This is a genomic window from Sphingomonas flavalba, assembly GCF_004796535.1.
Classification (GTDB): domain Bacteria; phylum Pseudomonadota; class Alphaproteobacteria; order Sphingomonadales; family Sphingomonadaceae; genus Sphingomonas_L; species Sphingomonas_L flavalba.
In genome coordinates this window covers 244,178-266,059 of the sequence record NZ_SPHY01000003.1, presented here as the reverse complement: position 1 = coordinate 266,059, position 21,882 = coordinate 244,178, and the positions used below count along the sequence as shown (strand labels likewise).

General features: G+C 68.7%; 22 protein-coding genes. 15 read left to right on the top strand and 7 right to left on the bottom strand.

Going from position 1 to position 21,882, the window contains the following annotated elements:
- Positions 1–28: 28 nt before the first annotated feature.
- Together E4A53_RS05035 and E4A53_RS05030 are read right to left on the bottom strand one after the other, a co-directional pair.
- Positions 29–1,123 (bottom strand): NAD(P)/FAD-dependent oxidoreductase, encoded by a 1,095-nt coding sequence (locus E4A53_RS05035; RefSeq protein ID WP_136161990.1) that lies wholly within the window; start codon positions 1,121–1,123, stop codon positions 29–31.
- Positions 1,120–2,079 carry an alpha/beta fold hydrolase gene (locus E4A53_RS05030; protein WP_136162079.1) on the bottom strand — a complete coding sequence of 320 codons (960 nt, stop codon included), beginning with the start codon at positions 2,077–2,079 and terminating at the stop codon, positions 1,120–1,122. Before E4A53_RS05030 ends, E4A53_RS05035 begins: the two co-directional genes overlap by 4 nt.
- 50 nt (positions 2,080–2,129) lie before the next feature.
- On the opposite strand from E4A53_RS05030, the gene E4A53_RS05025 reads away from it, so the two are divergent.
- The 7 genes from E4A53_RS05025 to E4A53_RS04995 are packed head-to-tail and all read left to right on the top strand — an operon-like array spanning position 2,130 to position 9,279.
- Complete coding sequence (locus tag E4A53_RS05025) at positions 2,130–2,603, top strand: A24 family peptidase (RefSeq protein ID WP_136161989.1); 474 nt, start codon at positions 2,130–2,132, stop codon at positions 2,601–2,603.
- Between the two features lie 49 nt (positions 2,604–2,652).
- Positions 2,653–3,663 (top strand): Flp pilus assembly protein CpaB, encoded by a 1,011-nt coding sequence (gene cpaB / locus E4A53_RS05020; RefSeq protein ID WP_136161988.1) that lies wholly within the window; start codon positions 2,653–2,655, stop codon positions 3,661–3,663.
- A 1-nt stretch (position 3,664) separates the two neighbouring features.
- Positions 3,665–5,281 (top strand): type II and III secretion system protein family protein, encoded by a 1,617-nt coding sequence (locus E4A53_RS05015; RefSeq protein ID WP_239018139.1) that lies wholly within the window; start codon positions 3,665–3,667, stop codon positions 5,279–5,281.
- A 20-nt stretch (positions 5,282–5,301) separates the two neighbouring features.
- Positions 5,302–5,946, top strand: coding sequence for a CpaD family pilus assembly protein (locus E4A53_RS05010; protein ID WP_136161987.1), 645 nt, complete (start codon positions 5,302–5,304; stop codon positions 5,944–5,946).
- A complete protein-coding gene (locus E4A53_RS05005) occupies positions 5,946–7,229 on the top strand; it encodes a CpaE/TadZ family protein (RefSeq protein WP_136161986.1) in 1,284 nt (427 codons plus the stop codon). The genes E4A53_RS05010 and E4A53_RS05005 overlap by 1 nt, the downstream gene beginning before the upstream one ends.
- A gap of 52 nt (positions 7,230–7,281) precedes the next feature.
- A complete protein-coding gene (locus E4A53_RS05000; protein ID WP_136161985.1) occupies positions 7,282–8,256 on the top strand; it encodes a type II secretion system F family protein in 975 nt (324 codons plus the stop codon).
- A gap of 18 nt (positions 8,257–8,274) precedes the next feature.
- Positions 8,275–9,279: a type II secretion system F family protein gene (locus E4A53_RS04995; protein ID WP_168694310.1), complete on the top strand. Its 1,005-nt coding sequence runs from the start codon at positions 8,275–8,277 to the stop codon at positions 9,277–9,279.
- Positions 9,280–9,339: 60 nt separating this feature from the next.
- Here E4A53_RS04995 and E4A53_RS04990 read toward each other — a convergent pair whose 3' ends face one another.
- On the bottom strand, positions 9,340–9,579 hold the full coding sequence (locus E4A53_RS04990; protein WP_136161984.1) for a DUF2312 domain-containing protein: 240 nt from the start codon (positions 9,577–9,579) through the stop codon (positions 9,340–9,342).
- A 274-nt stretch (positions 9,580–9,853) separates the two neighbouring features.
- The gene (locus E4A53_RS04985; protein WP_136161983.1) at positions 9,854–11,017 is read right to left on the bottom strand and encodes a right-handed parallel beta-helix repeat-containing protein; all 1,164 of its coding nucleotides are present in this window, start codon (positions 11,015–11,017) and stop codon (positions 9,854–9,856) included.
- 195 nt (positions 11,018–11,212) lie between these two features.
- Here E4A53_RS04985 and E4A53_RS04980 point away from each other — a divergent pair, with 195 nt between their 5' ends.
- Positions 11,213–12,847 (top strand): M28 family metallopeptidase, encoded by a 1,635-nt coding sequence (locus E4A53_RS04980; protein WP_136161982.1) that lies wholly within the window; start codon positions 11,213–11,215, stop codon positions 12,845–12,847.
- Between the two features lie 6 nt (positions 12,848–12,853).
- Here the strand turns inward: E4A53_RS04980 and recF are convergent, their stop codons facing one another.
- Positions 12,854–13,924, bottom strand: a complete 1,071-nt coding sequence (gene recF / locus E4A53_RS04975) for a DNA replication/repair protein RecF (protein ID WP_136161981.1) — start codon at positions 13,922–13,924, stop codon at positions 12,854–12,856.
- A gap of 106 nt (positions 13,925–14,030) precedes the next feature.
- Here recF and E4A53_RS04970 point away from each other — a divergent pair, with 106 nt between their 5' ends.
- Positions 14,031–14,555: a hypothetical protein gene (locus E4A53_RS04970; RefSeq protein WP_206366240.1), complete on the top strand. Its 525-nt coding sequence runs from the start codon at positions 14,031–14,033 to the stop codon at positions 14,553–14,555.
- Between the two features lie 6 nt (positions 14,556–14,561).
- Here E4A53_RS04970 and dnaN read toward each other — a convergent pair whose 3' ends face one another.
- Both dnaN and E4A53_RS04960 read right to left on the bottom strand, forming a co-directional pair.
- Positions 14,562–15,674 carry a DNA polymerase III subunit beta gene (gene dnaN, locus E4A53_RS04965; RefSeq protein ID WP_136162075.1) on the bottom strand — a complete coding sequence of 371 codons (1,113 nt, stop codon included), beginning with the start codon at positions 15,672–15,674 and terminating at the stop codon, positions 14,562–14,564.
- Positions 15,675–15,822: 148 nt separating this feature from the next.
- The gene (locus tag E4A53_RS04960; RefSeq protein WP_136161980.1) at positions 15,823–16,407 is read right to left on the bottom strand and encodes an outer membrane protein; all 585 of its coding nucleotides are present in this window, start codon (positions 16,405–16,407) and stop codon (positions 15,823–15,825) included.
- On the opposite strand from E4A53_RS04960, the gene E4A53_RS04955 reads away from it, so the two are divergent.
- The 6 genes from E4A53_RS04955 to E4A53_RS04930 all read left to right on the top strand — a co-directional run bounded on the left by E4A53_RS04955 (position 16,394) and on the right by E4A53_RS04930 (position 21,728).
- Positions 16,394–16,618, top strand: a complete 225-nt coding sequence (locus E4A53_RS04955) for a hypothetical protein (RefSeq protein ID WP_136161979.1) — start codon at positions 16,394–16,396, stop codon at positions 16,616–16,618. The two genes, E4A53_RS04960 and E4A53_RS04955, sit on opposite strands and share 14 nt — an antisense overlap.
- Entirely contained in the window at positions 16,606–17,100 is a 495-nt protein-coding gene (locus E4A53_RS04950) for a hypothetical protein (protein ID WP_136161978.1), read from the top strand. The genes E4A53_RS04955 and E4A53_RS04950 overlap by 13 nt, the downstream gene beginning before the upstream one ends.
- 47 nt (positions 17,101–17,147) lie before the next feature.
- Positions 17,148–18,329 (top strand): dual-specificity RNA methyltransferase RlmN, encoded by a 1,182-nt coding sequence (rlmN, locus tag E4A53_RS04945; protein ID WP_136162074.1) that lies wholly within the window; start codon positions 17,148–17,150, stop codon positions 18,327–18,329.
- Positions 18,326–19,084, top strand: coding sequence for a sulfite exporter TauE/SafE family protein (locus E4A53_RS04940; RefSeq protein ID WP_136161977.1), 759 nt, complete (start codon positions 18,326–18,328; stop codon positions 19,082–19,084). Before rlmN ends, E4A53_RS04940 begins: the two co-directional genes overlap by 4 nt.
- 91 nt (positions 19,085–19,175) lie before the next feature.
- Positions 19,176–20,411 (top strand): SAM-dependent methyltransferase, encoded by a 1,236-nt coding sequence (locus E4A53_RS04935; RefSeq protein ID WP_136161976.1) that lies wholly within the window; start codon positions 19,176–19,178, stop codon positions 20,409–20,411.
- 99 nt (positions 20,412–20,510) lie between these two features.
- Entirely contained in the window at positions 20,511–21,728 is a 1,218-nt protein-coding gene (locus E4A53_RS04930) for an argininosuccinate synthase (RefSeq protein WP_136161975.1), read from the top strand.
- Positions 21,729–21,882: the final 154 nt, after the last annotated feature.

Sequence of the window (21,882 nt, the reverse complement as noted above, 5' to 3'; positions counted from 1 at the left end):
TGGGGGAGTGGGCCGGTGCGGGACTAGATTACCTGAACCGCGTCGCCCGGTAGCGGCCCGGGTCGATCCCCGCGACCATCGGGTCCGGCGCCGCCCCCAGCAGCAGCGCCGCCGCAAGCTTCGCCCCGGCCGGCGCGGTCTGGATGCCGAAGCCGCCTTGCCCGGCGCACCAGAAGAAGCCGGGCACCGCCGGATCGAAGCCGTAGACCGGCAGCCGGTCCGGCGCGAAGCTGCGCAGCCCGGCCCATTTGCGCTCGACCCGCTCGACTTGCCAGGCGACGACCTGCTCGAGCCGGTCGATGGCGATCGCGACGTCGATCTCCTCCGGCGCCGCGTCGCACGGCGGCGACGGCGTCTCGTCGTGCGGGCTGAGCCAGATCCGCCCACCCGCCTCCGGCTTGAAATAGAATGTCTCGTCGACGCCGAGGATCAGCGGCATCGTTGCCGCCGCCGGTGGAGCGACGGCGAGCTGGACCATCGTGCGCCGCTTCGGCCCGATGCCGATCGGCCGGGCACCGGCCAGCGCGGCGACCGGATCGGCCCAGGCGCCGGCGGCGTCGACCAGTATCTCCGCCTCGTACCGCCGCTCGCCGGCGGTCAGGTGCCACACCCCGCCGCGCCGCTCGGTCGCGCGCAGCGGGCTGGCCAGCACCAGCTGCGCCCCGGCGGCGTGGGCGCGGGCCAGATACAACGCATGGAGCCCGGCGACGTCGATGTCGGTGCAACTCGGCCCGGACAGGGCGCCGATCCAGCCGGGGCGCAAGCTTGGCAGCGCCGCCGCCAGCGCGGCGCGGTCGAGCCGGTCGAGCCGCACGCCGGTGCCGGCGAACTCTGCTTCGAACCTGTCGAGCAGCGCCTCCTGCCCGGCGCGGGCGATGTGGAGCGAGCCGCGCGGCGCGAGTACGCCCTCCGCGCGCAGCCACGGGCCGGAGGCGGAGGTTAGCGGCTGGATGCCCGGCCCGCCGTAAGTCTCGTCCCAGAACGCCGCCGACCGGCCGGTGGCGTGGTAGCCGGGCCGGTCTTCCGCCTCGATCAGCAGCACCGGCGCGTGCGGCGCGATCTCGGCGGCGAGGCTGGCGCCGGCCATGCCCGCGCCGACGATGGCGACGGCATAGCGGCTCATCGCGCCGCGGCCGGCGCGCGCGCGGCAAGGAAGGCGTCGATGCGGCCCAGCGCATCGTCGCGCACCGCGTCGACCTCGCGCAGGATCTCGTGCGCCGATTCGGGGCCGTAGAGATGCAGGGCGGCATCGGGCAGGCGCCGGGCGGCGCGGAGGATCGCCGCCGGGTCGACCAGCCGGTCCTCGGCGGCGGCAAGGATCAGCAGCGGCGTCGCCACTGCCTCCAATACCCCCGGTCGCTCCAGCGCCAGCGTCGAATCATAGGCGCAGGCCAGCCAGCGCCAGCTCGGCGGGCCGAGCGCCAGTTCCGGCTTCCGCGTCTTCCACCACAGCTCGTCGGCATAACGGTCCCGGTCGTGGGTCAGGAACGCCTCGCGCGAAGCGTTGCGGCCGGCCGGCCGCTCGTTGACCTTCCACGCCAGCCGCGCTGGCGAGCCGATCCGGGTCATCCCATGCGCGACGATTCTGGCGATGCGGGCCGGCAGCGGGCCGCTTTGCAGGCCAAGCATCGGCGCGACCAGCACCGCCGCGTCCGGCGCGATCCGCCCCTCCGCCAGCGCGCGCAGCAGCAGGTGGCCGCCCATCGAATGGGCGATGACGCCATGCGGCGCCGGGGTGCGCGCCCGCCAGTCGGCGAAGAAGGCGGCAAGGTCGGCGACCCACGTCGCGAAGTCCTCGACATGGCCGACCATCGGGTCGGCGGACAGCCGGCCTGACCCCCCCTGGCCACGCCAATCGAACGATTCCACCCCCCAGCCGGCATCGTGCCAGTGCGCGAACGCCTCGAAATATTTCTCCGGAATGTCGCCGCGCCCGCCCTGGAACAGGATCGATCCGCGCGGTGGCACGGCGTTCGAATCCCAACGGAAATGGCGCAGCGCCCAGCCGTCCGCCGCGGCCCATTGGGCCAGCACCGCCCCTTTGGGAAGCTGGCGGCGGACTGAGTCGGACTGCGGAATCACGGGCGTTGGTTACGGTTTGGCAAGTCGTGGCGTCTAGAGCTTTAAGCATGTGGGGGGAATCACTGTCTCTGGCGCTTCCGGCCGTTCTGGCGCTGCTGCTGCTGTGCGCGGCGGCGAACGACCTGCATGACCGGACGATCGCCAACGGCCTGAACATCGCGATCGCATTGCTCGCGCCGGTCTACTGGTGGGCGTCCGGGCTGGCGCCCTGGCCGGACATGGCGATCCAGCTCGGGCTGGGCGTCGCGGTGTTCGCCGTCTTCGCCGGCGTCTTCATGCTTGGCGGCATGGGCGGCGGCGACGTCAAGCTGCTCGGCGCGCTGGCGCTGTGGCTGCCGTTGCTGGCGATCGTCCAGATGCTTCTTGTCATGTCGATCATCGGCGGCGTGCTCACTCTGGCGATGCTGGCGGCGCACAAATTGCGCCGCGCAAGTACCGAGCTTGAAATACCCTACGGCGTCGCGATCGCGGCCGCCGGGCTGTGGGTGATTACCGAACGATATTTTAACCAATTTACTTGATGAAACGTGCCGGGACCTTTGCGGTCCGCGCGGGAGGCGACTGAACGTCATGGATGGAAAGAAGATCGCTCTGCTGGTCGGTGCGCTTGTCATCGCGGTGATTACCGCGCTGATGGCACGCAGCCTGATGTCCGGCACCACGGCACCCACCGCCCAGGCGGCGGCGGTGCCCGATGATTCGCCGCAGGTTCTGGTGGCGACCAAGGCGCTGCCGATCGGCACGATCGTCGAGCAGGACGCGTTTCGCTATCAGCCTTGGCCGAAGGAGCTGATGCAGTCGGCTTACTTCGTGAAAGGCGGGGAAGGCAGCGATCCGCAGCAGCTCGTCGGCCGTGTCATCCGCTATGCGGTCACCGCCGGTCAGCCGCTGACCCAGGGCGCGCTGGTCAAGCCGGGCGATCGCGGCTTCCTTGCCGCGGCGCTTGGGCCGGGCATGCGCGCGGTGACGGTTTCGGTGTCCGCGTCCAGCGGCGTCGCCGGCTTCGTCTTCCCCGGCGACCGCATCGATCTGGTGCTGACCCAGGAAGTGCGCGGCGGTGGCGATGGCCCGCCGCTCAAGACCTCGGAGACGTTCGTGCGCAACCTGCGCGTGCTCGCCACCGATCAGCGCACCGACAGCACCGACGAGGACGGCAAGACCAAGGTGCTCGCTTTCTCGACGGTCACGCTGGAGGCGACGCCGCGCATCGCGGAGAAGATCGCCGTCGCGCAGACCGTGGGCCAGTTGTCGCTGTCGCTGCGCTCGATCGCCGACAATGCGGCGGAGCTTGAGCGGGCGATCGCCGCCGGCGAGGTGACGGTTCCGGCCGATGGCGACCCGAAGGCCGAAAAGCAGATGCTGCTGCGGATCGCGTCGCGGCCGATCGACAGCAATGACAGCTTCGTCACCGGCGCGGACGTGTCGCGGTTCCAGCGCCGCACCGTGCCGGCCAAGGAAAGCTCCGCCGGCAACGGCGCGGCGAACGGCGGCACCGGCATGATCGGTCCGCGCCCGGAAGGCCCGGTGGTCCGGGTGGCGCGCGGCAACACGATCACCGACGTCGCGGTGGGGGGTAAGTAAGATGCTCGATCTGAAGACGCAGATGCGCCGCACCGTCGGCCCGGCGATCGCCGCCGCGCTGGCCGCCGCGACGATCGCGGCGAGCGCGCCGCTGGTCGCCGCGCCGACCACGCAGGCGCCGACCACCACCATGGACCTGTCGAAGGGCCGGGGCCGGCTGGTCAACCTGTCGGCGCCGATGAGCGACCTGTTCGTCGCCAACGACAAGGTGGCCGACGTCCAGGTCCGCTCGCCGCGCCAGCTCTACATCTTCGGCAAGGATGCCGGCGAAACGACGATCTACGCGACGGCGAAGAACGGCGCGGTGGTCTTTTCGACCAACGTGCGCGTCGGCACCAATGTCGAGACGGTCGATCAGATGCTGGCGCTGGCGATGCCCGATGCGCGCATCGTCGTCACGCCGATGAACGGGCTGGTGCTGCTGACCGGCACCGTCGCCAACCCCGACGACGCGGCCGAGGCGGAACGCCTGGTCACCGCCTTCGTCGGCGAGGAGACGCAGGTGGTCAGCCGCCTGCGCAACGCGACGCCGCTGCAGGTCAACCTCCAGGTCCGCATCGCCGAGGTCAATCGCGATCTCGTCAAGGAAATCGGCGTCAACCTGCTCAGCCGCGACACCACCGGCGGCTTCCTGTTCGGTGTCGCACAGGGCCGCAGCTTCGGCTCGATCGGCAATACCGATCTGTCCGGCCTGCCGCAGCTCGATGCCTCGTCGATCTTCGGCCTGCCCAGCGGTTCGCTGAAGCTGCCGTTCGATCCGACGACCGGCCAGTTCATCACCAAGGCGGGCACCGCCTTCGATATGGCGAAGCTCGGCCTCGGCGCGGGCAAGACCAGTCTCGGCCTCGCCGGCCGGCTGTTCGGCCTCGACATCGCTTCGGCGCTCGACCTGGCCGAGACGGACGGGCTGGTGACGACGCTCGCCAACCCGAACCTGACCGCGCTGTCCGGCGAAACCGCCAGCTTCCTGGCCGGCGGCGAGATCCCGATCCCGATCAGCCAGGGCCTCAACCAGGTCACGATCGAATACAAGCAGTACGGCGTCAGCCTGGCGTTCACGCCGACGGTGCTTGCCGACGGCCGCATCTCGATGCGGGTCCGGCCGGAAGTGTCGCAGTTGACCAGCGCCGGCGCGGTCGTGCTGAACAATTTCAGCGTGCCCGCCCTGACCACCCGCCGCGCCGAGACGACGGTGGAGCTTGGCTCGGGTCAGAGCTTCATGATCGGCGGCCTGCTCAGCGCCACCCACAACAACAGTGTCGACAAGGCGCCCGGCCTCGGCAACCTGCCGATCCTCGGTGCGCTGTTCCGCTCCACCCGCTTCCGGCGGCAGGAGACGGAACTGATGATCATCGTCACGCCCTATCTGGTCCGGCCCGTCTCGGCCAACCAGCTGGCGCTGCCGACCGACGGCTACAAGGCGCCGACCGACTTCGAACGGGTGATCCTCGACAAGACGTTCGACGGCAAGACCGGCGAGAAGCGGCCATCGCCGACGATGGCGCCGCCGACCACCTCGACCACCGTGCCGCCGCCGGTGCCGGCGCCGCAGGCGTCGGCCGCCGGCAAGAACAAGCAGACCGGCCAGGCGGCGGCGCCCGGCTTCTCGTTCAAGTGATCCGCGGGGAGAACAGCATCATGCGCAGCCTTTCCACATCCACGCTGATCGTGCTCTCGCTGGGGCTCACCGCCTGCGGCACCGGCAGCACCGGCTTCAACCAGGGGTTGGAGACCGTTCACCAGCCGGTGGTCAGCCGCACCGATTACGTCATCGATCTCGCCAGTGGCGGCGCCGGCCTGGCGCCGGGCGAGCGCGAACGGCTGGCCGGCTGGTTCGCTTCGATGCGGATCGGCTACGGTGACCGCATCTCGGTCGACGACCAGGCCGCCTATGGCGGCGCCGGGGCGCGCGACGCGGTTGCCCAGCTTGCCGCCGAGCAGGGGCTGATGCTGGCCGACACCGCGCCGGTCACCGCCGGGGAGATCCCGCCGGGCGCCGTCCGCGTCGTCGTCAGCCGCACCCGTGCGGAAGTGCCGACCTGCCCGGACTGGGGCCGCGGCTCGACCGAAATGACCGGCTCGAACATGTCCAACTACGGCTGTTCGGTCAGCACCAACCTCGCTGCGATGGTCGCCAATCCGGAGGATCTGATCCACGGCCGCGATCCGGTCGGCGCCAACGACGCCACCACCTCGGGCCGCGCGATCAAGCAGTATCGCGAGCGCAAGCCGAGCGGCGACGGCGATCTGAAGTCCGAAACCACATCGAAAGGCAGCAACTGATGAACGCGCCCTGGAGTCCTTCGCGCGCGGGGAATTCGCGCGAACCGTTCATCGCCTTCGTCTGCGACGACGCCACCGCCGATCAGCTCCGGCCGATCGCGGTGGAGTTGGGCTGGTCGGCCGACAAGGTCAACAAGGGCGGGCTGCGCAACGCGGTGCAGACGCTGTCGGTGTCGGCCAGCCCCAGCGTGCTGTTCGTCGACCTGTCCGAATCGGGCGATCCGCTGAACGACATCAACGCCCTCGCCGAGGTGTGCGAGCCGGGCACGGTGGTGATCGCTGCCGGCCAGGTCAACGACGTGCGGCTGTACCGCGACCTCGTCGCCAGCGGCATCCAGGATTACCTGCTGAAACCGTTCAGCCCCGACCAGCTGCGCGACAGCTTCGCGCAGGCCCAGGCGGTGTTCAATGCGCCGCGCAACGCCGAACCGGCGGCGGCCGAGCGCCCGCACCTGATGGTGGCGGTGGTCGGCGCGCGCGGCGGCGTCGGCGCGTCGACGACGGCGACCTCGCTGGCCTGGCTGTTCGGCGAGAAGGGCGGGCGCTCGACCGCGCTGCTCGACCTCGACGTCCATTTCGGCACCGGCGCGCTGGCGCTCGACCTCGAGCCGGGCCGCGGCCTGACCGACGCGATCGAGAATCCGAGCCGCATCGACGGGCTGTTCATCGAACGCGCGATGGTCAAGTCGAACGAGAAGCTGGCGGTGCTGTCGGCCGAGGCGCCGATCCATCAGCCGATGGCGTCCGACGGGTCCGCGCTGTTCCAGTTGCAGGAAGAGATGAAGGCGGCGTTCGAATGCACCGTCGTCGATCTGCCGCGCCACATGCTGGTCCAGCACCCGCACCTCCTCAGCGACGTCAACAGCGTCGTCATCGTGACGGAACTGACGCTGGCGGCGGCGCGCGACGTTATCCGCCTGCTCGCCTGGCTGCGCGCCAACGCGCCGCAGGCGATGCCGTTCGTCGTCGCCAACCGGGTGGCGGCGGCCGGCGTCGGCGAACTGGCGCGCAAGGATTTCGAGACGTCGATCGAACGCAAGGTCGATTTCGTCGTCCCCGGCGACGCCAAGGTCGCGGCCCAGGCCGCCAAGCTTGGCAAGCCGCTCGCCGAGGCGGGCAAGAGCGCAAAGGTCGGCCAGGCGCTGCAGGCCCTCGCCGCCCGGCTCGTCGCCTCGTTCGAGGACGGCGAGGAAAGCGCGGCGCCGGAAGACGGCCGCAAGCCGAGCCTGCTCGGCAAGCTGGGCGGCCTGAAGGCGATGATGCCGAAGGCGAAGAAGAACTGAACCGCCGGGCGGCGCCGCCGTGCCGCCGGGCGATAGCTTGGATGAAATGCTGATGGCCCTGCTTCCGCTGCTCCTGGTCCTGTTCGGCATGCTGTGCGTCTGCGCGATGCTGTTCGTCGCCCTGGCCGGGCCGTCGCTCGACAAGGCCCAGCGGCGGCGGATCGGCATGATCCGCGAACGGCACACCGGCAACGCCGGCGGCGCGGTCGAGGCGCAGATGCGCCGCATCCTCGCCGCGCGCGAGACGCGGATGGACAGCGCGCTGGCCCGCTTCATTCCCAACCCGGAACTGCTGCGCAAGCGGCTGGCGATGACCGGCAAGGACTGGAGCGTCGGCAAATACGCCCTCACCTCGATTGGGCTGTTCGCGCTGGTCTTCCTGCTGCTTGAACTGCGCGGCGCGCCGCTGCTGCTGGCGGTCGGCGTTGCGCTGTTCGTCGGCCTTGGGGTGCCGCATTTTATCGTGGGAGTGCTGGTCAAGCGGCGGATCGCCAAGTTCACCGCTCGCTTTCCCGACGCGATCGAGCTGCTGGTGCGCGGCCTGCGCGCCGGCCTGCCGATCTCCGAAACGCTGACCGTGGTGTCGAGCGAGGTGCCCGGCCCGGTCGGCGACGAGTTCCGCAACGTCAGCGACAAGATCAAGATCGGCCGGACGATGGATGCCGCGTTGCAGGAATCGGCGGAACGTCTCGGCACGCCGGAATTCCAGTTCTTCGTCATCACTCTGGCTATCCAGCGAGAGACCGGCGGCAATCTGGCGGAAACCCTGTCCAACCTCGCCGACGTGCTGCGCAAGCGCGCGCAGATGAAGCTGAAGATCCGGGCGATGTCGTCGGAATCGAAGGCGTCGGCCTATATCGTCGGCGCGCTGCCGTTCATCGTCTTCACGCTCGTCTACATCATGAACCCCAAATATCTCGGGGGTTTCTTCACCGATGACAGGCTGATCATCGCCGGCCTGGGCGGGCTGGTGTGGATGTCGATCGGCGGCTTCATCATGGCCAAGATGGTCAATTTCGAGATCTGAGCGGAGAAGGCGTTCGTCATGGGTGAAATTCCTGCCGCTGGTCCGACGCTGCTGGGTGTCGACGTCCTCTGGGTCGCGACGCTGCTGTCGGCGGTCGCCACCTTCTTCGTGCTGGTCGCGCTCTATGCGGCGACGACGGTGCGCGATCCGATGGCCCGCCGGGTCAAGGCGCTGAACGACCGCCGCGAGCAGTTGAAGGCCGGCATCACCGCCCCGGCCTCGCGCCGCCGGGCGAAGCTCGGCGCCAAAAGCGCGACGACACAGCGGATGCGCTCGTTCCTGGGCAGCCTGAAGGTGCTGCAGGACGAACAGCTGAAGGCGGCGCAGAAAAAGCTGATGCAGGCCGGTATCCGCTCGAAGGACGCGGCGGTCGCCGTCATCTTCGGCCGGCTGGTCATCCCGCTGGTCGCGGGCGGCTTCATCCTGCTGCTCGTCTACGGCATCGACTATTTCCCGGCCTGGTCGCCGATGAAGAAATTCTTCCTCGTCGCCGGCGTGCTGATCGGCTCGTACAAGGCGCCCGACATCTGGCTGAAGAACCAGATCACCAAGCGCAGCACCGCGATTCGCAAGGGCCTGCCCGACGCGCTCGACCTGCTGGTCATCTGCGCCGAAGCCGGCCTGACCGTCGACGCCGCCTTCGGCCGGGTCGCGCGCGAACTGGGCCGCGGCTATCCCGAGCTTGGCGACGAGTTCATGCTGACCTCGATCGAGCTGGGCTTTCTCACCGAACGGCGTCAGGCGTTCGAGAATCTCGCCAACCGGGTTGATCTGGAAGCGGTGCGCGGCGTCGTCACGACAATGATCCAGACCGAGAAATACGGCACGCCGCTCGCCTCGGCGCTGCGCGTGCTATCGGCGGAATTCCGCAACGAGCGGATGATGCGGGCGGAGGAAAAGGCGGCGCGGCTGCCGGCGATCATGACCGTGCCGCTGATCTGCTTCATCCTGCCGGTGCTGTTCATCGTCATTCTCGGCCCGGCCGCCTGCTCGATCTCCGACTCGTTCCTGAACCAGCACTAGGGCGGCCGGCCGGGCGCGCCGGCTTCGCTTCGCAGCGGGCGCCTTCCCGGCCCGCCGCGCTCAGGCCAGGCCGAGCGCGGTGCGGTAGGTTTCGAGCAGCGCGTCGGCCTCCTCGCGGACGTGCTTCTCCATCCGGCGCAGGCGGACGATCTGGCGCATCGTCTTGCTGTCATAGCCTTGCGACTTCGCTTCGGAATAAACGTCGCGAATATCGTCGGCGATGCCCTTCTTCTCTTCCTCGAGCCGCTCGATGCGCTCGATGAACAGGCGAAGCTGGTCCGCCGCGATAATGTCGCTCATTGTTGTGCTCCTGTCTGGAATGAAGCGCCGGCTCTAGAGCATCGTGCCAAAAAGTGGGAACCGGTTTTTCGCGATCGACGATGCGATACCGAAGAATGAGAATAAGCAGCCTGTGCCGGGTTTAGAGTCTGTCCGCTTGAAGCGGAATCGGCTGGTGCCGCCTAAAGCGGACAGTAGCGCAGCTCGCTCCAGGGCAATTCGCCGTGAAGCGGAATCGCCCGAACGCCGGGAATCCGTGGATAATGCCAGAATCCGCCGTGGCGGGTGGCGGTGCTCAGTCGGCCCGTGCGCCGGTGCCGGCCCCGCACTGGTGCGGCGCTCCCTGATAGCCGCGCCCGCTGATCGTCAGCCCGGCGGCGCTGGCCGCCGCCCCGGCCCGCAGGTCTTTCAGCTTGCCGCGCGCGCCCGGCGATTCGTCCAGCACGGTGTTGTCGGCAAGGCGGATCGCGTTGCTTTCGCGGTTGAGGATGCGGTCGGTGATATTGCCGCGTATCTCGGCATTGCCGACCCGCAGCACCGATATCCATAGTGGCCGGTGGTCGGGAATCGACACCACCGTGTTATCGGCGATCAGGACGTCGTCGGCGTCGGCGACGGCGATGCCGTGATACTGGTCCTGCACATAGATCAGGTTGTTGACGATCTCGAACTTGCTGTGCCGCTTGCCCGGCTCGCCGCCGATGAAGATGCCCTGGAACCCCTCGCCGTCACCCTGGAACAGCTGGTTGTCGGCAATGCGGACCCGGCTCGACCCCCTGGTCTGTCCCTGCGTCCAGAACTGGATGGCATCGGGGTGGTCGCCGGGCTGCGGCGAGAAGCCGGTGAAGCAGTTGCCGACGATCTCGACATCGTCGACCGCGGCGAAATTGCTGCCGTCGCTGGCGATGGTGGTGAAGGAATTGCCTTCGAATTTCAGGCCGGTGATCCGCGACGACACCGCGCCGCGCGTCAATTCGCTGAATGCGGAGCGGCGCACCGTCACCTTGCTGCCGCCAAGGATGTACAGCCCCCAGCCGTCATTGGCCGGGTTGCCGTCCTTCGACCCGTGGAAATCGACATGGTCGAACAGGATGTTGCGGGATTCGATCAGGTCGGCCAGCCGGCTGTAGCCCGGCTCGCCGGCGTTCAGCGGCCGGCCGATCGCGACGCGCTCGAAGGTCAGGTTGCTGACGTTCTTGACCATGAAACGGCTGATCTGGGCGATGGCGTCGCGCGATTGCGAGGTGATCGTCACCGGCGCGGTGAACTGGCGGTTGGCGAGGCTGATGCCGTAATTGCCGGGGGCAAGGACAATGCGCTCGCCGCCCTTCGCCTGCTCCAGCGCCCGGTCCAGCTCGACGGTGTTGGTGATCACCCTCGGCAGCGGTGCCGCATCGGCACAGCCGCTGACGCCCAGGGTCAGCAGCAAAGCCGCGCCGATAAAGCCATGTCTGGTCATTCGTCCTCCGCCGTCCGTCCCCGGCGCCCGTCGCCGGCCGCGATCCTAACCGCCGATCGGCGGCGGGGAAAGCGATGTCGTTTGGCGCCTGCGCCCCGCTTTCCCATTTCGGGATGGCGCCGCGCGGCACCGACAAGCCTTTGATTCGGTGGCATCGCGCCTTAGGAAGACTGGCTGCTATCCGGGAGGTTCCGCATGAAAACCCTGTTGCTCGGCTGCGCCGCGGCGGCGCTGGTGCTGGCCGCGCCGGCCGCCGGGGCCGATCCGGCCCGCCTTGCCGATACCGTCCGGACGCTGACCGCCGATGCCTTTGGCGGGCGCGCACCGGGCACGCCGGGAGAAGACAAGACCGTCGCCTGGCTGATCGCGCAGTTGCAGGCGCTTGGCCTGGAACCGGGCGGGCGCGACGGCAGCTGGACGCAGGCGGTGCCGCTGGTCCGCACCCGCATTGGTGCCGGCGGCACGGTGACCGTCGCCGGGGCGGACGGCGCGGTGCCGCTGCTGCCCGGCCGCGACATCTACGTCACCACCGCGCGGCCGGTCGACCGCGTCGCCATCGCCGACGCGCCGCTGCTGTTCGTCGGCTATGGCGTCACCGCCCCCGAACAGGGGTGGGACGATTTCAAGGGGGCCGACCTGACCGGCAAGATCGCGGTCTTCCTGGTCAACGACCCGGATTTCGAGGCAGGCGCCGCCGATGCCGCCACCGGCAAGTTCGGCGGGCGGCGGATGACCTATTACGGCCGCTGGACCTACAAGTTCGAGGAAGCGGCGCGGCGCGGCGCGGTCGGCGCGCTGATCGTCCACGACACGCCCGGCGCCGGCTATGGCTGGGATACGGTGAAGGCGCCGGGCGGCGAGGTCTATGATCTCGTCCAGCGCGACCCGGCGGCGCGGGTGATGCTTCAGGGCTGGCTCGAAGGGGCGGCGGCGACCGCGCTGTTCCGCCGCGCCGGGCTTGATCTGGCGGCGCTGCGGGTGCGGGCGCGGCAGGCGGATTTCCGGCCGGTGCCGCTCGCCGGACTCGCCTTTTCCGCCGCGCTGCCGGTCAGCCATGCCACGGTGGCCAGCCGCAATGTCCTCGCCCGGCTGCCCGGCGCCGCCCGCCCGGACGAACTGGTGATGGTCGCCGCCCATTGGGACGCGTTCGGCATCGGCGCGCCCGACGCGCAGGGGCGGACGATCCGTGCCGGCGCCAATGACGATGCGCTCGGCGTCGCCGGCGTGCTGGAGGTCGCCCGCGCCGCCGTCGCCGCGCCGCGCCCGGCGCGCAGCCTGGTATTCGCGCTATGGACGGCGGAGGAAAACGGCCTGCTCGGCTCCCAGGCCTATGCGGCGGACCCGGTCTATCCGCTCGACCGCACGGTCGCCAACTTCACCCTCGACGTGTTCCAGACCGCCGGGCCGGCGCGCGATGTCATGCTGATCGGCAAGGGCCAGAACCAGCTGGAGGAGGACCTTGCCATCGCCGCCGCGGCCCAGGGCCGCACGGTCAGCGCGGAGGCGCTGCCGGAACGCGGGCTGTTCTACCGCGCCGATCACTTCCCGCTTGCCCGCAAGGGGGTTCCGACCTTGCTGATGATGGCGCTCGGCGGCCCGCCCGATCTGGTCGATGGCGGCCGCGCGGCGGGGGAGGCCTGGCTCAAATCCTACATGGCCTGCTACCACCAGACCTGCGACAGCCTCGACGCCAGTTGGAACTTGCGGGGTGCCGCCGATGACATTGCCCTGATAACCAAGCTGAGCACCGACCTCGCCAACTCCACCCGCTGGCCGCAATGGTACCCCGGTTCGGAATTCAAGGCCGCCGGCGACAGCCTCCGCCGCTGATCCGCCTCAGCGGCCGCTCACCCGGCCGTCGGCGACGCTCAACAGGGTGGCGGCGCCGATGCCGGCGAACAGCGATGCCTCCGTGCCGGTCATCCACACCTGGCCGCCGCCGTCGGCCAGCCGGGTGAACAGCGCCGCCCGCCGCGCCGGGTCGAGATGCGCCGCGACCTCGTCGAGCAGCAGCACCGGCCGCCGCCCGGCGCGTTCCGCCACCAGATCGGCATGGGCGAGGACGATGCCGAGTAGTAGCGCCTTCTGCTCGCCGGTCGAACAGCGTGCCGCCGGCTGCCCCTTGCCGAGATGGGTGACGATCAGGTCGGCGCGGTGTGGCCCGACCAGCGTCCGCCCGGCCGCGGCGTCCCGCCCGCGCCCGGCGGCGAGGGCGGCGGCGAACGCGCCGGGATCGGTATCGTCCCAGCCGGCGAGCGCCAGTCCGGCGCGGGCGAACGGCCCTTCCGGCGCCGCCGCCAGCCGCTCGCCGAGTGCCGCCGTTACCAGTGCACGCGCGGCGCCGAGCGCGGAGCCATGTTCAGCCATGCGTGCCTCCAGCGCGCTCAGCCAGGCGGCGTCCGGTGCAGCATCGGTGGCGAGCAGCTTGTTGCGCGCCCGCATCGCCGCGTCGTAGCGGGTGGCATGCCCGGCATGGTCCGGCACCAGCGCCAGCGCCAGCCGGTCGAGAAAGCGCCGGCGCCCGCCCGCCGCTTCGGAGAACAGCCGGTCCATCGCCGGGGTCAGCCACAGGATCGAGAGCCATTCGCCAAGCGCCGCCGCCGCCGCTGGAGCGCCGTTGATCCGCACCAGCCGGCGTTCCGGCTGGGCGGCGAGCGTGCCGGTGCCGATCTCCGTCCCGCTGACCCGCGCGGCGACCGCGAAGCCACCGGCGCCCTCGCTGTGCGCCATCTCACCAAGCGTTGCGCCACGCATCCCGCGCCCTGGGGCGAGCAGCGATACCGCCTCCAATATGTTGGTCTTGCCGGCACCATTCTCCCCGGTCAGCACGACCATGCCGGGGCCCGGCGCGATCAGCGCGTCGGCGTAGGAGCGGAAATCGGTGAGGGCGAGACGGTCGATCGGCACCGCCGCTTGGTAGGCGAAGCCGCGCCGCGGCTCAAATCGTCAATGCTTGCCAGCAGGGGCGACCCGGGACAAGCTGCCGGTTCGTTGCGCGTAAGGATATCCGCTGATGCCTCATCGATCGCTTGCTGCCGGGCTGACGCTGCTGGCCCTTGCCATGCCCGCCATGGCCCAGCCGCCGCAGAAGCCGAAGTCGTTCGACCGGCAGGCGGGCGAGATCGCCACCCAGCCGCTGTCCGACACCAATCTGAAGAAACGGGAGATCGCACCGGTGCTGGAGCAGGCGGTCATCGACCCCTATGCCGGCGACGACACCCGCAGCTGCAAGGCGCTGGTCGCCGCCATCGCCGAGCTGGATGCCGCGCTGGGCGAAGATTTCGACGCGCCGCCGCTGCCGCCCGCGACGCGCGACCAGAAGCGGGAAGAAGGTGCTGGCGCGGTCGGCAAGGCGGTGGTCAACGGCCTGATCCCGTTCCGGGGGCTGGTCCGTTATGTTTCCGGTGCCGAGAAGGCGGATCGCGCCTATAATCTGGCGGTCGACGCGGGGCTGACCCGGCGGGGATTCCTGAAAGGGATCGGCCGGCAGAAAGGGTGCAAACCGCCGGCCGCGCCGCAGCGCAAGCCGGCGGAATAGCGCCGGTCAGACCCGCATCGGCATCAGCACGTAAAGCGCCGGCGCCTTGTCGTTCTCGCGAATTAGCGTTGGCGCGGCGGCATCGGCCAGATGCACCTCGACCAGATCGCCCTCGACCTGGCCCAGAATGTCGAGCAGGTAGCGGGCGTTGAACCCGATCTCGAAGGTCTGGGCGCTGTAGTCGCCGGGGACTTCCTCCGATGCGGTGCCGTTTTCCGGCGAGGTCACCGACAGGGTGATCTTGTCGCGGTCGAGCGCCATCTTGACCGCGCGCGTCTTCTCGCTGGCGATGGTGGCGACGCGATCGACGCCCTCCATGAAGCTTTTGGGGTCGATCTTCAGGATCTTGTCGTTGCCGGTTGGGATCACCCGCGAATAATCGGGGAAGGTGCCGTCGATCAGCTTCGACGTCAGGATCGCGGCGCCGAGGCCGAAGCGGATCTTGGTCGGCGACAGCGACAGTTCGACGGAACCGTCGACTTCGTCGAGCAGCTTGCGCAACTCCGCGACGCATTTGCGCGGCACGATCACGTCCGGCATCCCTTCCGCGCCGTCGGGCCGGGGCACCGTTACCCGCGCCAGCCGGTGGCCGTCGGTCGCTGCCGCCTTCAATACCGGCTGCGCTTCGTCCGACACGTGCAGGAAGATACCGTTCAGATAGTAGCGCGTCTCCTCGGTCGAGATCGCGAAGCGGGTCTTGTCGATGATCTGGCGCAGCGTCGCCGCCGGCAGCTCGAACCGGGTCGGCAGTTCACCTTCCGCGATCACCGGGAAATCGTCGCGCGGCAGCGTCGCCAGGTTGAAGCGGGCGCGGCCGGCGTTGACCTGCATCTTGCCGTCGGCGGCGTGGAGGGCGACCTGGCTGCCTTCCGGCAGCTTGCGCACGATATCGAACAGGGTGTGGGCCGAAACCGTGGTCGCGCCCGGCTGGTCGACGGCGGCGGCGACGCTGTCGACGATCTGCAGGTCGAGGTCGGTCGCCATCAGGCGGATCGCGCCGTCCGCGGTCGCCTCGATCAGCACGTTGGACAGGATCGGAATGGTGTTACGCCGCTCGACCACGGACTGGACGTGGCCCAGGCTCTTGAGCAGCGTTGCGCGTTCGATCGTCGCCTTCATCTCTTCCCCCGGGGCGTCCGGCCCCATAGTCGATTGGCCGGACCGGGGCACGGCACGCCCCTTTCCGGGGCATCTTCATTAACGAGAAAAGGGGCCGGAGCAAGCGCCCCGACCCCTTCGACTGCGGTTTTTCGAGCCGCTGTCCCGTTTAGAAGCGGAAGCCGAAGCCGCCCAGCACCTGCTGGCGCGAAACGCCCTTCTCATAGTTGGAATAACGGTACTCGGCCTTGACGAAGCTGTTCGGGCTGAGCGCGTATTCCGCACCCGCGCCGACGCGCACGCCGTCCAGGTCCGTCTTGTCGCGGAAGCTGGCCGGACCGCCGGTCACGCCGTCGTAACGGGTGGCGACGCGAGCGTTGGTATAGCCGGCCTTGGCATAGAGCAGCATGCCCGGCGACACCTCCGCGCCGACACGGGCGCCGGCATACAGGTCGCGCCGCGCGCTGCCGCAGATCTTGTCGCCGGTCACAGCGAAGTCGGTCTCGCAGCCCTTGGCGCCCGAATCCATATATTCGACCTCACCGCCGACGACGGCGCGGCCCATCTGCATGTCGTAGCCGGCACCCAGGCCGTAAGCGACGTCGTTGTCGCCATAGCCGTGATTCTTGACGTGGTCATAACCGACCAGGCCCTCGATGCGCAGACCGGTGAACGGCGCATTGCCGGCCGGCTGGGCCAGAGCCGGGCTGGCGGCGGCGGTCGCGAACAGGGCGGCAAGAATGAGAGTACGCATTAAACAACTCCTTGGTGTTCGCCAGAACATCGGCGAGCCGCTCCAATCGCATGAAGCGGGCGGGCGTTGCATGAACCTCAGACAACAGCCCCGCCTGTTGCATCGGGGGCACATTCCGGAGATGAAACGGGCCATGCACGCGGCCAAAGCCAGCCTTTCTGAACGCCGGTTCATCGATGCGGCGGTATTGGGGCGGGCATGCCAGGCCTGAAGCCCTACGCCGCGCTGCTGTTGGCACTGGTTGCGACCGCGGCGTCGGCACGTGATTCGCTGGGCGTGTTCGAGGGGTGGGGCGCGTTCCGCGACGACCGGCCACCGCGCTGCTTCGCCATCGCCCAGCCGCTGCGCCGGTCGTCCGCCGCATGGAAGCCGTTCGCCAGCATCGCCTTTTGGCCGACTATCGGCGCGCGCAACCAACTCCACATCCGCCTCAGTCACGAACGGGGGCAGGATGCGCCGGTGGCGCTCAGCATCGGCGACCGCCGTTTCGCGCTGGTCGCGGGCCGGGTCGACGCCTGGGCGCCCGATGCGCGGACCGACGCGGCGATCGTCGCGGCAATGCGCAATGGCGGCACGCTGCGGGTGACGAGCCGGGGCAAGAACGGCGGCAGCTTTACCGACAGTTACCGCCTGCGCGGGGCCGCGACGGCGATCGATGCCGCCGCGCTCGGCTGCGGGCGGCGGCGACGGTAGAAAATGTCCGCCTTTTGGCCTAAGGGCCGCCGGTCATGAACGTGCCCATGTCCATTCCCGGCCTCGTCGACCCGGTCGTCGCTCCACGCGTTGCGACGCCGCGCGCCGACGGCCGCATCGATCTCGTCGGTCTGTCGAAGCTGCAGATCCGCGAGGCGCTGCTCGAATCGCAGATGGAGACGAAGCAAGCCAAACTCCGCGCCAAGCAGTTGTGGCACTGGATCTACAATCGCGGCGCCACCGATTTCGCGGTGATGACCGACATCGCCAAGGACATGCGCGGCTGGCTGGAGCAGCGCTTCGTCGTCGGCCGGCCGCAGGTGGTGGAGGCGCAGGTCTCGACCGACGGTACCCGCAAATGGCTGCTGCGTTCCGACGACGCGCAGGAATATGAAGCGGTGTTCATCCCCGACGCCGACCGCGGGACGCTCTGCGTTTCCAGCCAGGTCGGCTGCACCCTGAACTGTCGCTTCTGCCACACCGGCACGATGCGGCTGGTCCGCAACCTGACCCCCGGCGAGATCGTCGGGCAGGTGATGCTGGCCCGCGATTCGCTCGGCGAATGGCCGTCGTCGCCCGACGGGCGGATGCTGACCAACATCGTGATGATGGGAATGGGCGAGCCGCTCTATAATTTCGACAATGTCCGCGACGCGCTGAAGATCGTCATGGACGGCGACGGTCTGGCCCTGTCGCGCCGCCGGATTACGCTCAGCACGTCGGGCGTGGTGCCGATGATGGCGCGTGCCGGTGAGGAGATCGGCGTCAACCTGGCGGTATCGCTGCACGCGGTAACCAAGGACGTGCGTGACGAGATCGTGCCGATCAACCGCAAATACGGCATCGAGGAACTGCTTGCCGCCTGCGCCGCCTATCCCGGCGCCAACAACGCCCGACGCATCACCTTCGAATATGTGATGCTGAAGGACAAGAACGACAGCGACGCCGACGCGCGCGAACTGGTCCGGCTGATCCGCAAGTATCGGCTGCCGGCCAAGGTCAACCTGATCCCGTTCAACCCCTGGCCGGGCGCTCCCTACGAATGCTCCGATCCTGACCGGATCAGGCGTTTCTCCGATATCGTGTTCGAAGCGGGGATATCCGCGCCCGTCCGCACCCCGCGTGGGCGGGATATCATGGCCGCGTGCGGCCAGCTCAAGTCGTCGAGCGAAAAGCGCAGCCGTGCGGAGCTGGATCGGCTGGCGGAGGAAAAGCAGGCGGCGCTGTGACCGAACTGCTGCTGGTCGCGTGCGCCGGCGTGCTCGCCGGGGCGATGAACGCGATGGCCGGCGGCGGGTCCTTCGTTTCGTTGCCGGCGCTGATCGCCTTCGGCGTGCCGTCGACGATCGCCAACGCGTCGAGCACGGTGGCGCTGTTCCCCGGCGGTCTCGCCAGCGTCTGGGCCTATCGCAGGGGGTTGCGCCCGATCGCCAGCGTGCCGGTGCGGACGATGGCGGCGGTGACGGTGACCGGCGGCCTGATCGGCGGGTTGCTGCTGATCCTGACGCCGTCGCGGGCGTTCGACGTCATCCTGCCCTGGCTGCTGTTGACCGCGACGCTGGCCATCGTCTTCGCCAAACAGATCGGCGAAGCGTTGCGCCGCCGCTTCACGCTGGGCGCGCCGGTGGTGCTTGGCGTGCAATTCGTCCTTGGCCTGTATGGCGGCTATTTCGGCGGCGCGGTCGGGTTGATGATGCTTGCCGCCTGGGGGCTGCTCGACGGTGCCGACCCCAAGAGCCTGAATCCGCCCCGCACGCTGATGACCAGCGCCGCCAACAGCGCCGCGATCCTGCTGTTCATCGTCACCGGCATGGTTGCTTGGGCCCCGGCGCTGGCGTTGCTGCTCGGCGCGCTCGCCGGCGGCTATGGCGGCGCTCTGGTCGGCCAGCGATTGCCGGCCGCGGTGGTGCGCGGTTTCACCATCTTCATCACCGCGACGACGACGCTGGTCTTTTTCTTCCGCGCGTTCGCGCAAGGGATTTGAGAGGCGCGGAAGGAAGTTTGGCGTGGGCCGGTGCGGTCCCGCCGGAAAACGGGGCTAGGATTATCGCGCCGGAATTTGATACGGCTAGGCGATGTCGCTGCTTTCCCATTTTCTCCGCCGCCTTGTCCATCGGGGCGAACTGACGGTCACCAATGCCGACGGGTCGGTCGAACGCTTCGGCGCCCCGGAAGCCGGCTTCCCGACCGTCGCGATTCGTTTCACCGATCGAGGCGTCACCGGGGCGATCGCCCGCAACCCGCAACTTGCGGCCGGTGAAGCCTTCATGGACGGGCGGATGGTGCTGGAACAGGGCGACATCCTCGCGCTGCTCCGCCTGATTCTCCACAATGCGCCGTGGGAAGGCGGTGGCGCGGTCGAAGTCGACATCAGCAACCCGCTGCTGCGCCTGGTCGACCGCAGCCGGGCGGCGCTCGGCCGGATGAACTGGGAACGGCGCTCGAAGCAGAATGTTGCCCATCACTACGATCTGTCGGACGACCTCTACGCGTTGTTCCTCGACGCCGACCGGCAATATAGCTGTGCCTATTTCACCGACCCCGGCAACAGCCTGGAACAGGCGCAGGCCGACAAGAAAGCGCATATCGCCGCCAAGCTGAACCTAAAGCCGGGCAACCGCGTGCTCGACATCGGCTGCGGCTGGGGCGGGATGGCGCTCTATCTGGCGCGGGCGGTGGAGGGGGTCAGTGTGCTCGGCATCACCCTGTCGGAAGAGCAACTGAAGGTCGCTCGCCGGCGCGCCGAAGAAGCTGGACTGGCCGACCGCGTCCGTTTCGAGTTGCGCGATTATCGCCGGGTCGAGGAGCGGTTCGACCGCATTGTCTCGGTCGGCATGTTCGAGCATGTCGGGCCGCCGAATTACCTGACCTTCTTCCGCAAGTGCCGCGAGATCCTCGCCGACGACGGCGCGATGCTGCTCCACACGATCGGCCGGCTGGGCCTGCCGGGGCAGACCGACCCGTGGACGCGCAAATATATTTTTCCCGGCGGCTACTGCCCGTCGCTGAGCGAGATCGTCTCGGCCAGCGAGAAGGCGCATCTGATCGCTACCGATGTCGAGAATTTGCGGCTCCACTACGCCTACACGATCCAGCACTGGTACGACCGGGCGACCGCCAACCGCGCCGCGATTGTCGCGCTCTACGACGAGCGGTTCTTCCGCATGTGGCAGTTCTATCTTGCCGGATCGCTGGTCGCGTTCGAAGCGGCGGAGATGTGCAACTATCAGATCCAGTATGCCCGCCGCCGTACTGCCCTGCCGATCACCCGCGATTATATGGCACAGGCGGAAGCGCGCTTGCCGCGCTAGCGCGGCCGGGCCTGCCGAACAGTTCCGATGTTGTGACTTGTCCCGCCGCTGCCTAATAGGGCGGCGATTCCTTTCCTATCCGACAGGACCAAGCCGACAATGACCGACAAGATCGACCGGGTGGTGCTCGCCTTCTCCGGTGGCCTCGACACCAGCGTGATCCTGAAGTGGCTGCAGACCACCTATCGTTGCGAGGTCGTCACCTTCACCGCCGACCTTGGCCAGGGCGAGGAACTGGAGCCGGCACGGCGCAAGGCCGAGCTGATGGGGGTGAAGCAGGAGCATATCTTCATCGACGACCTGCGCGAGGAATTCGTGCGGGACTATGTCTACCCGATGATGCGGGCCAATGCGTTGTACGAAGGGCTGTATCTGCTCGGCACCTCGATCGCGCGGCCGCTGATCGCCAAGCGCCAGGTCGAGATCGCCCGTCAGGTCGGTGCCGACGCGGTCAGCCATGGCGCGACCGGCAAGGGTAACGATCAGGTCCGCTTCGAACTCGGCTATTACGCGCTTGCCCCCGACATCAAGGTGATCGCGCCGTGGCGGGAATGGGACCTGACCAGCCGCACCGCGCTGATCGGCTTTGCCGAGGCACACCAGATTCCGGTCCCGAAGGACAAGCGTGGCGAAAGTCCGTTTTCGACCGACGCCAATCTTCTCCACACCTCGTCGGAGGGCAAGGTGCTGGAAGACCCGTGGGAGGAGGTGCCGGATTATGTCTATTCGCGCACCGTCAACCCGGAAGATGCGCCGGACGCGCCGGAGATCATCACCGTCGATTTCGAGCGCGGCGATGCCGTCGCGATCAACGGCGAGGGGCTATCCCCGGCCAGCCTGCTGGCGAAGCTGAACGACCTGGGCCGGACCCACGGCATCGGTCGGCTCGACCTGGTCGAGAACCGCTTCGTCGGCATGAAGTCGCGCGGCATGTACGAGACGCCGGGCGGCACCATCCTCCACCTCGCCCATCGCGGGATCGAGCAGATCACGCTGGACCGCGGCGCCGCCCATCTGAAGGACGAACTGGCGCCGCGTTATGCCGAGCTGATCTACAACGGCCTGTGGTTCAGCCCGGAGCGCGAGATGCTGCAGGCGCTGGTCGACCACAGCCAGCAGAAGGTGACCGGCACCGTCCGGCTGAAGCTGTACAAGGGCGGCGTCCACGTCATTGGCCGCAAGTCGCCCTATTCGCTCTATTCGGAGAAGGTCGTCACCTTCGAGGACGACGCCGGCGCCTATGACCAGCGCGACGCCGAAGGCTTCATTAAGCTGAACGCGCTGCGCCTGCGCCTGCTCGGCCGCCGCGACCGCTAGGACGGATCGCCACGCTGTCGTCATGCCGGCGCAAGCCGGCATCTTCGGCCGCGAAGGGGCGGCTTGTTCGCTGCCCCCCGACCGAAGGTACCTGAGGGCAGGCGGGGCGGGCGCGCCGCACAATGGCTTGCGCGCCGGCTTGAAGCGGGGCGGC

Coding starts and splice junctions, on each gene's coding strand:
- E4A53_RS04980 (WP_136161982.1), top strand. CDS start 11,213: ATGAAAACCCTGTTGCTCGGCTGCGCCGCGGCGGCGCTGGTGCTGGCC.
- E4A53_RS05010 (WP_136161987.1), top strand. CDS start 5,302: ATGCGCAGCCTTTCCACATCCACGCTGATCGTGCTCTCGCTGGGGCTC.
- E4A53_RS04935 (WP_136161976.1), top strand. CDS start 19,176: ATGTCGCTGCTTTCCCATTTTCTCCGCCGCCTTGTCCATCGGGGCGAA.
- E4A53_RS05015 (WP_239018139.1), top strand. CDS start 3,665: ATGCTCGATCTGAAGACGCAGATGCGCCGCACCGTCGGCCCGGCGATC.
- E4A53_RS04930 (WP_136161975.1), top strand. CDS start 20,511: ATGACCGACAAGATCGACCGGGTGGTGCTCGCCTTCTCCGGTGGCCTC.
- cpaB (WP_136161988.1), top strand. CDS start 2,653: ATGGATGGAAAGAAGATCGCTCTGCTGGTCGGTGCGCTTGTCATCGCG.
- E4A53_RS04990 (WP_136161984.1), bottom strand. CDS start 9,579: ATGAGCGACATTATCGCGGCGGACCAGCTTCGCCTGTTCATCGAGCGC.
- E4A53_RS05000 (WP_136161985.1), top strand. CDS start 7,282: ATGGCCCTGCTTCCGCTGCTCCTGGTCCTGTTCGGCATGCTGTGCGTC.
- E4A53_RS05035 (WP_136161990.1), bottom strand. CDS start 1,123: ATGAGCCGCTATGCCGTCGCCATCGTCGGCGCGGGCATGGCCGGCGCC.
- E4A53_RS05025 (WP_136161989.1), top strand. CDS start 2,130: ATGTGGGGGGAATCACTGTCTCTGGCGCTTCCGGCCGTTCTGGCGCTG.
- E4A53_RS04950 (WP_136161978.1), top strand. CDS start 16,606: ATGCCAGGCCTGAAGCCCTACGCCGCGCTGCTGTTGGCACTGGTTGCG.
- E4A53_RS04970 (WP_206366240.1), top strand. CDS start 14,031: ATGCCTCATCGATCGCTTGCTGCCGGGCTGACGCTGCTGGCCCTTGCC.
- E4A53_RS05005 (WP_136161986.1), top strand. CDS start 5,946: ATGAACGCGCCCTGGAGTCCTTCGCGCGCGGGGAATTCGCGCGAACCG.
- E4A53_RS04985 (WP_136161983.1), bottom strand. CDS start 11,017: ATGACCAGACATGGCTTTATCGGCGCGGCTTTGCTGCTGACCCTGGGC.
- E4A53_RS04955 (WP_136161979.1), top strand. CDS start 16,394: ATGAGAGTACGCATTAAACAACTCCTTGGTGTTCGCCAGAACATCGGC.
- dnaN (WP_136162075.1), bottom strand. CDS start 15,674: ATGAAGGCGACGATCGAACGCGCAACGCTGCTCAAGAGCCTGGGCCAC.
- E4A53_RS04995 (WP_168694310.1), top strand. CDS start 8,275: ATGGGTGAAATTCCTGCCGCTGGTCCGACGCTGCTGGGTGTCGACGTC.
- E4A53_RS04960 (WP_136161980.1), bottom strand. CDS start 16,407: ATGCGTACTCTCATTCTTGCCGCCCTGTTCGCGACCGCCGCCGCCAGC.
- rlmN (WP_136162074.1), top strand. CDS start 17,148: ATGTCCATTCCCGGCCTCGTCGACCCGGTCGTCGCTCCACGCGTTGCG.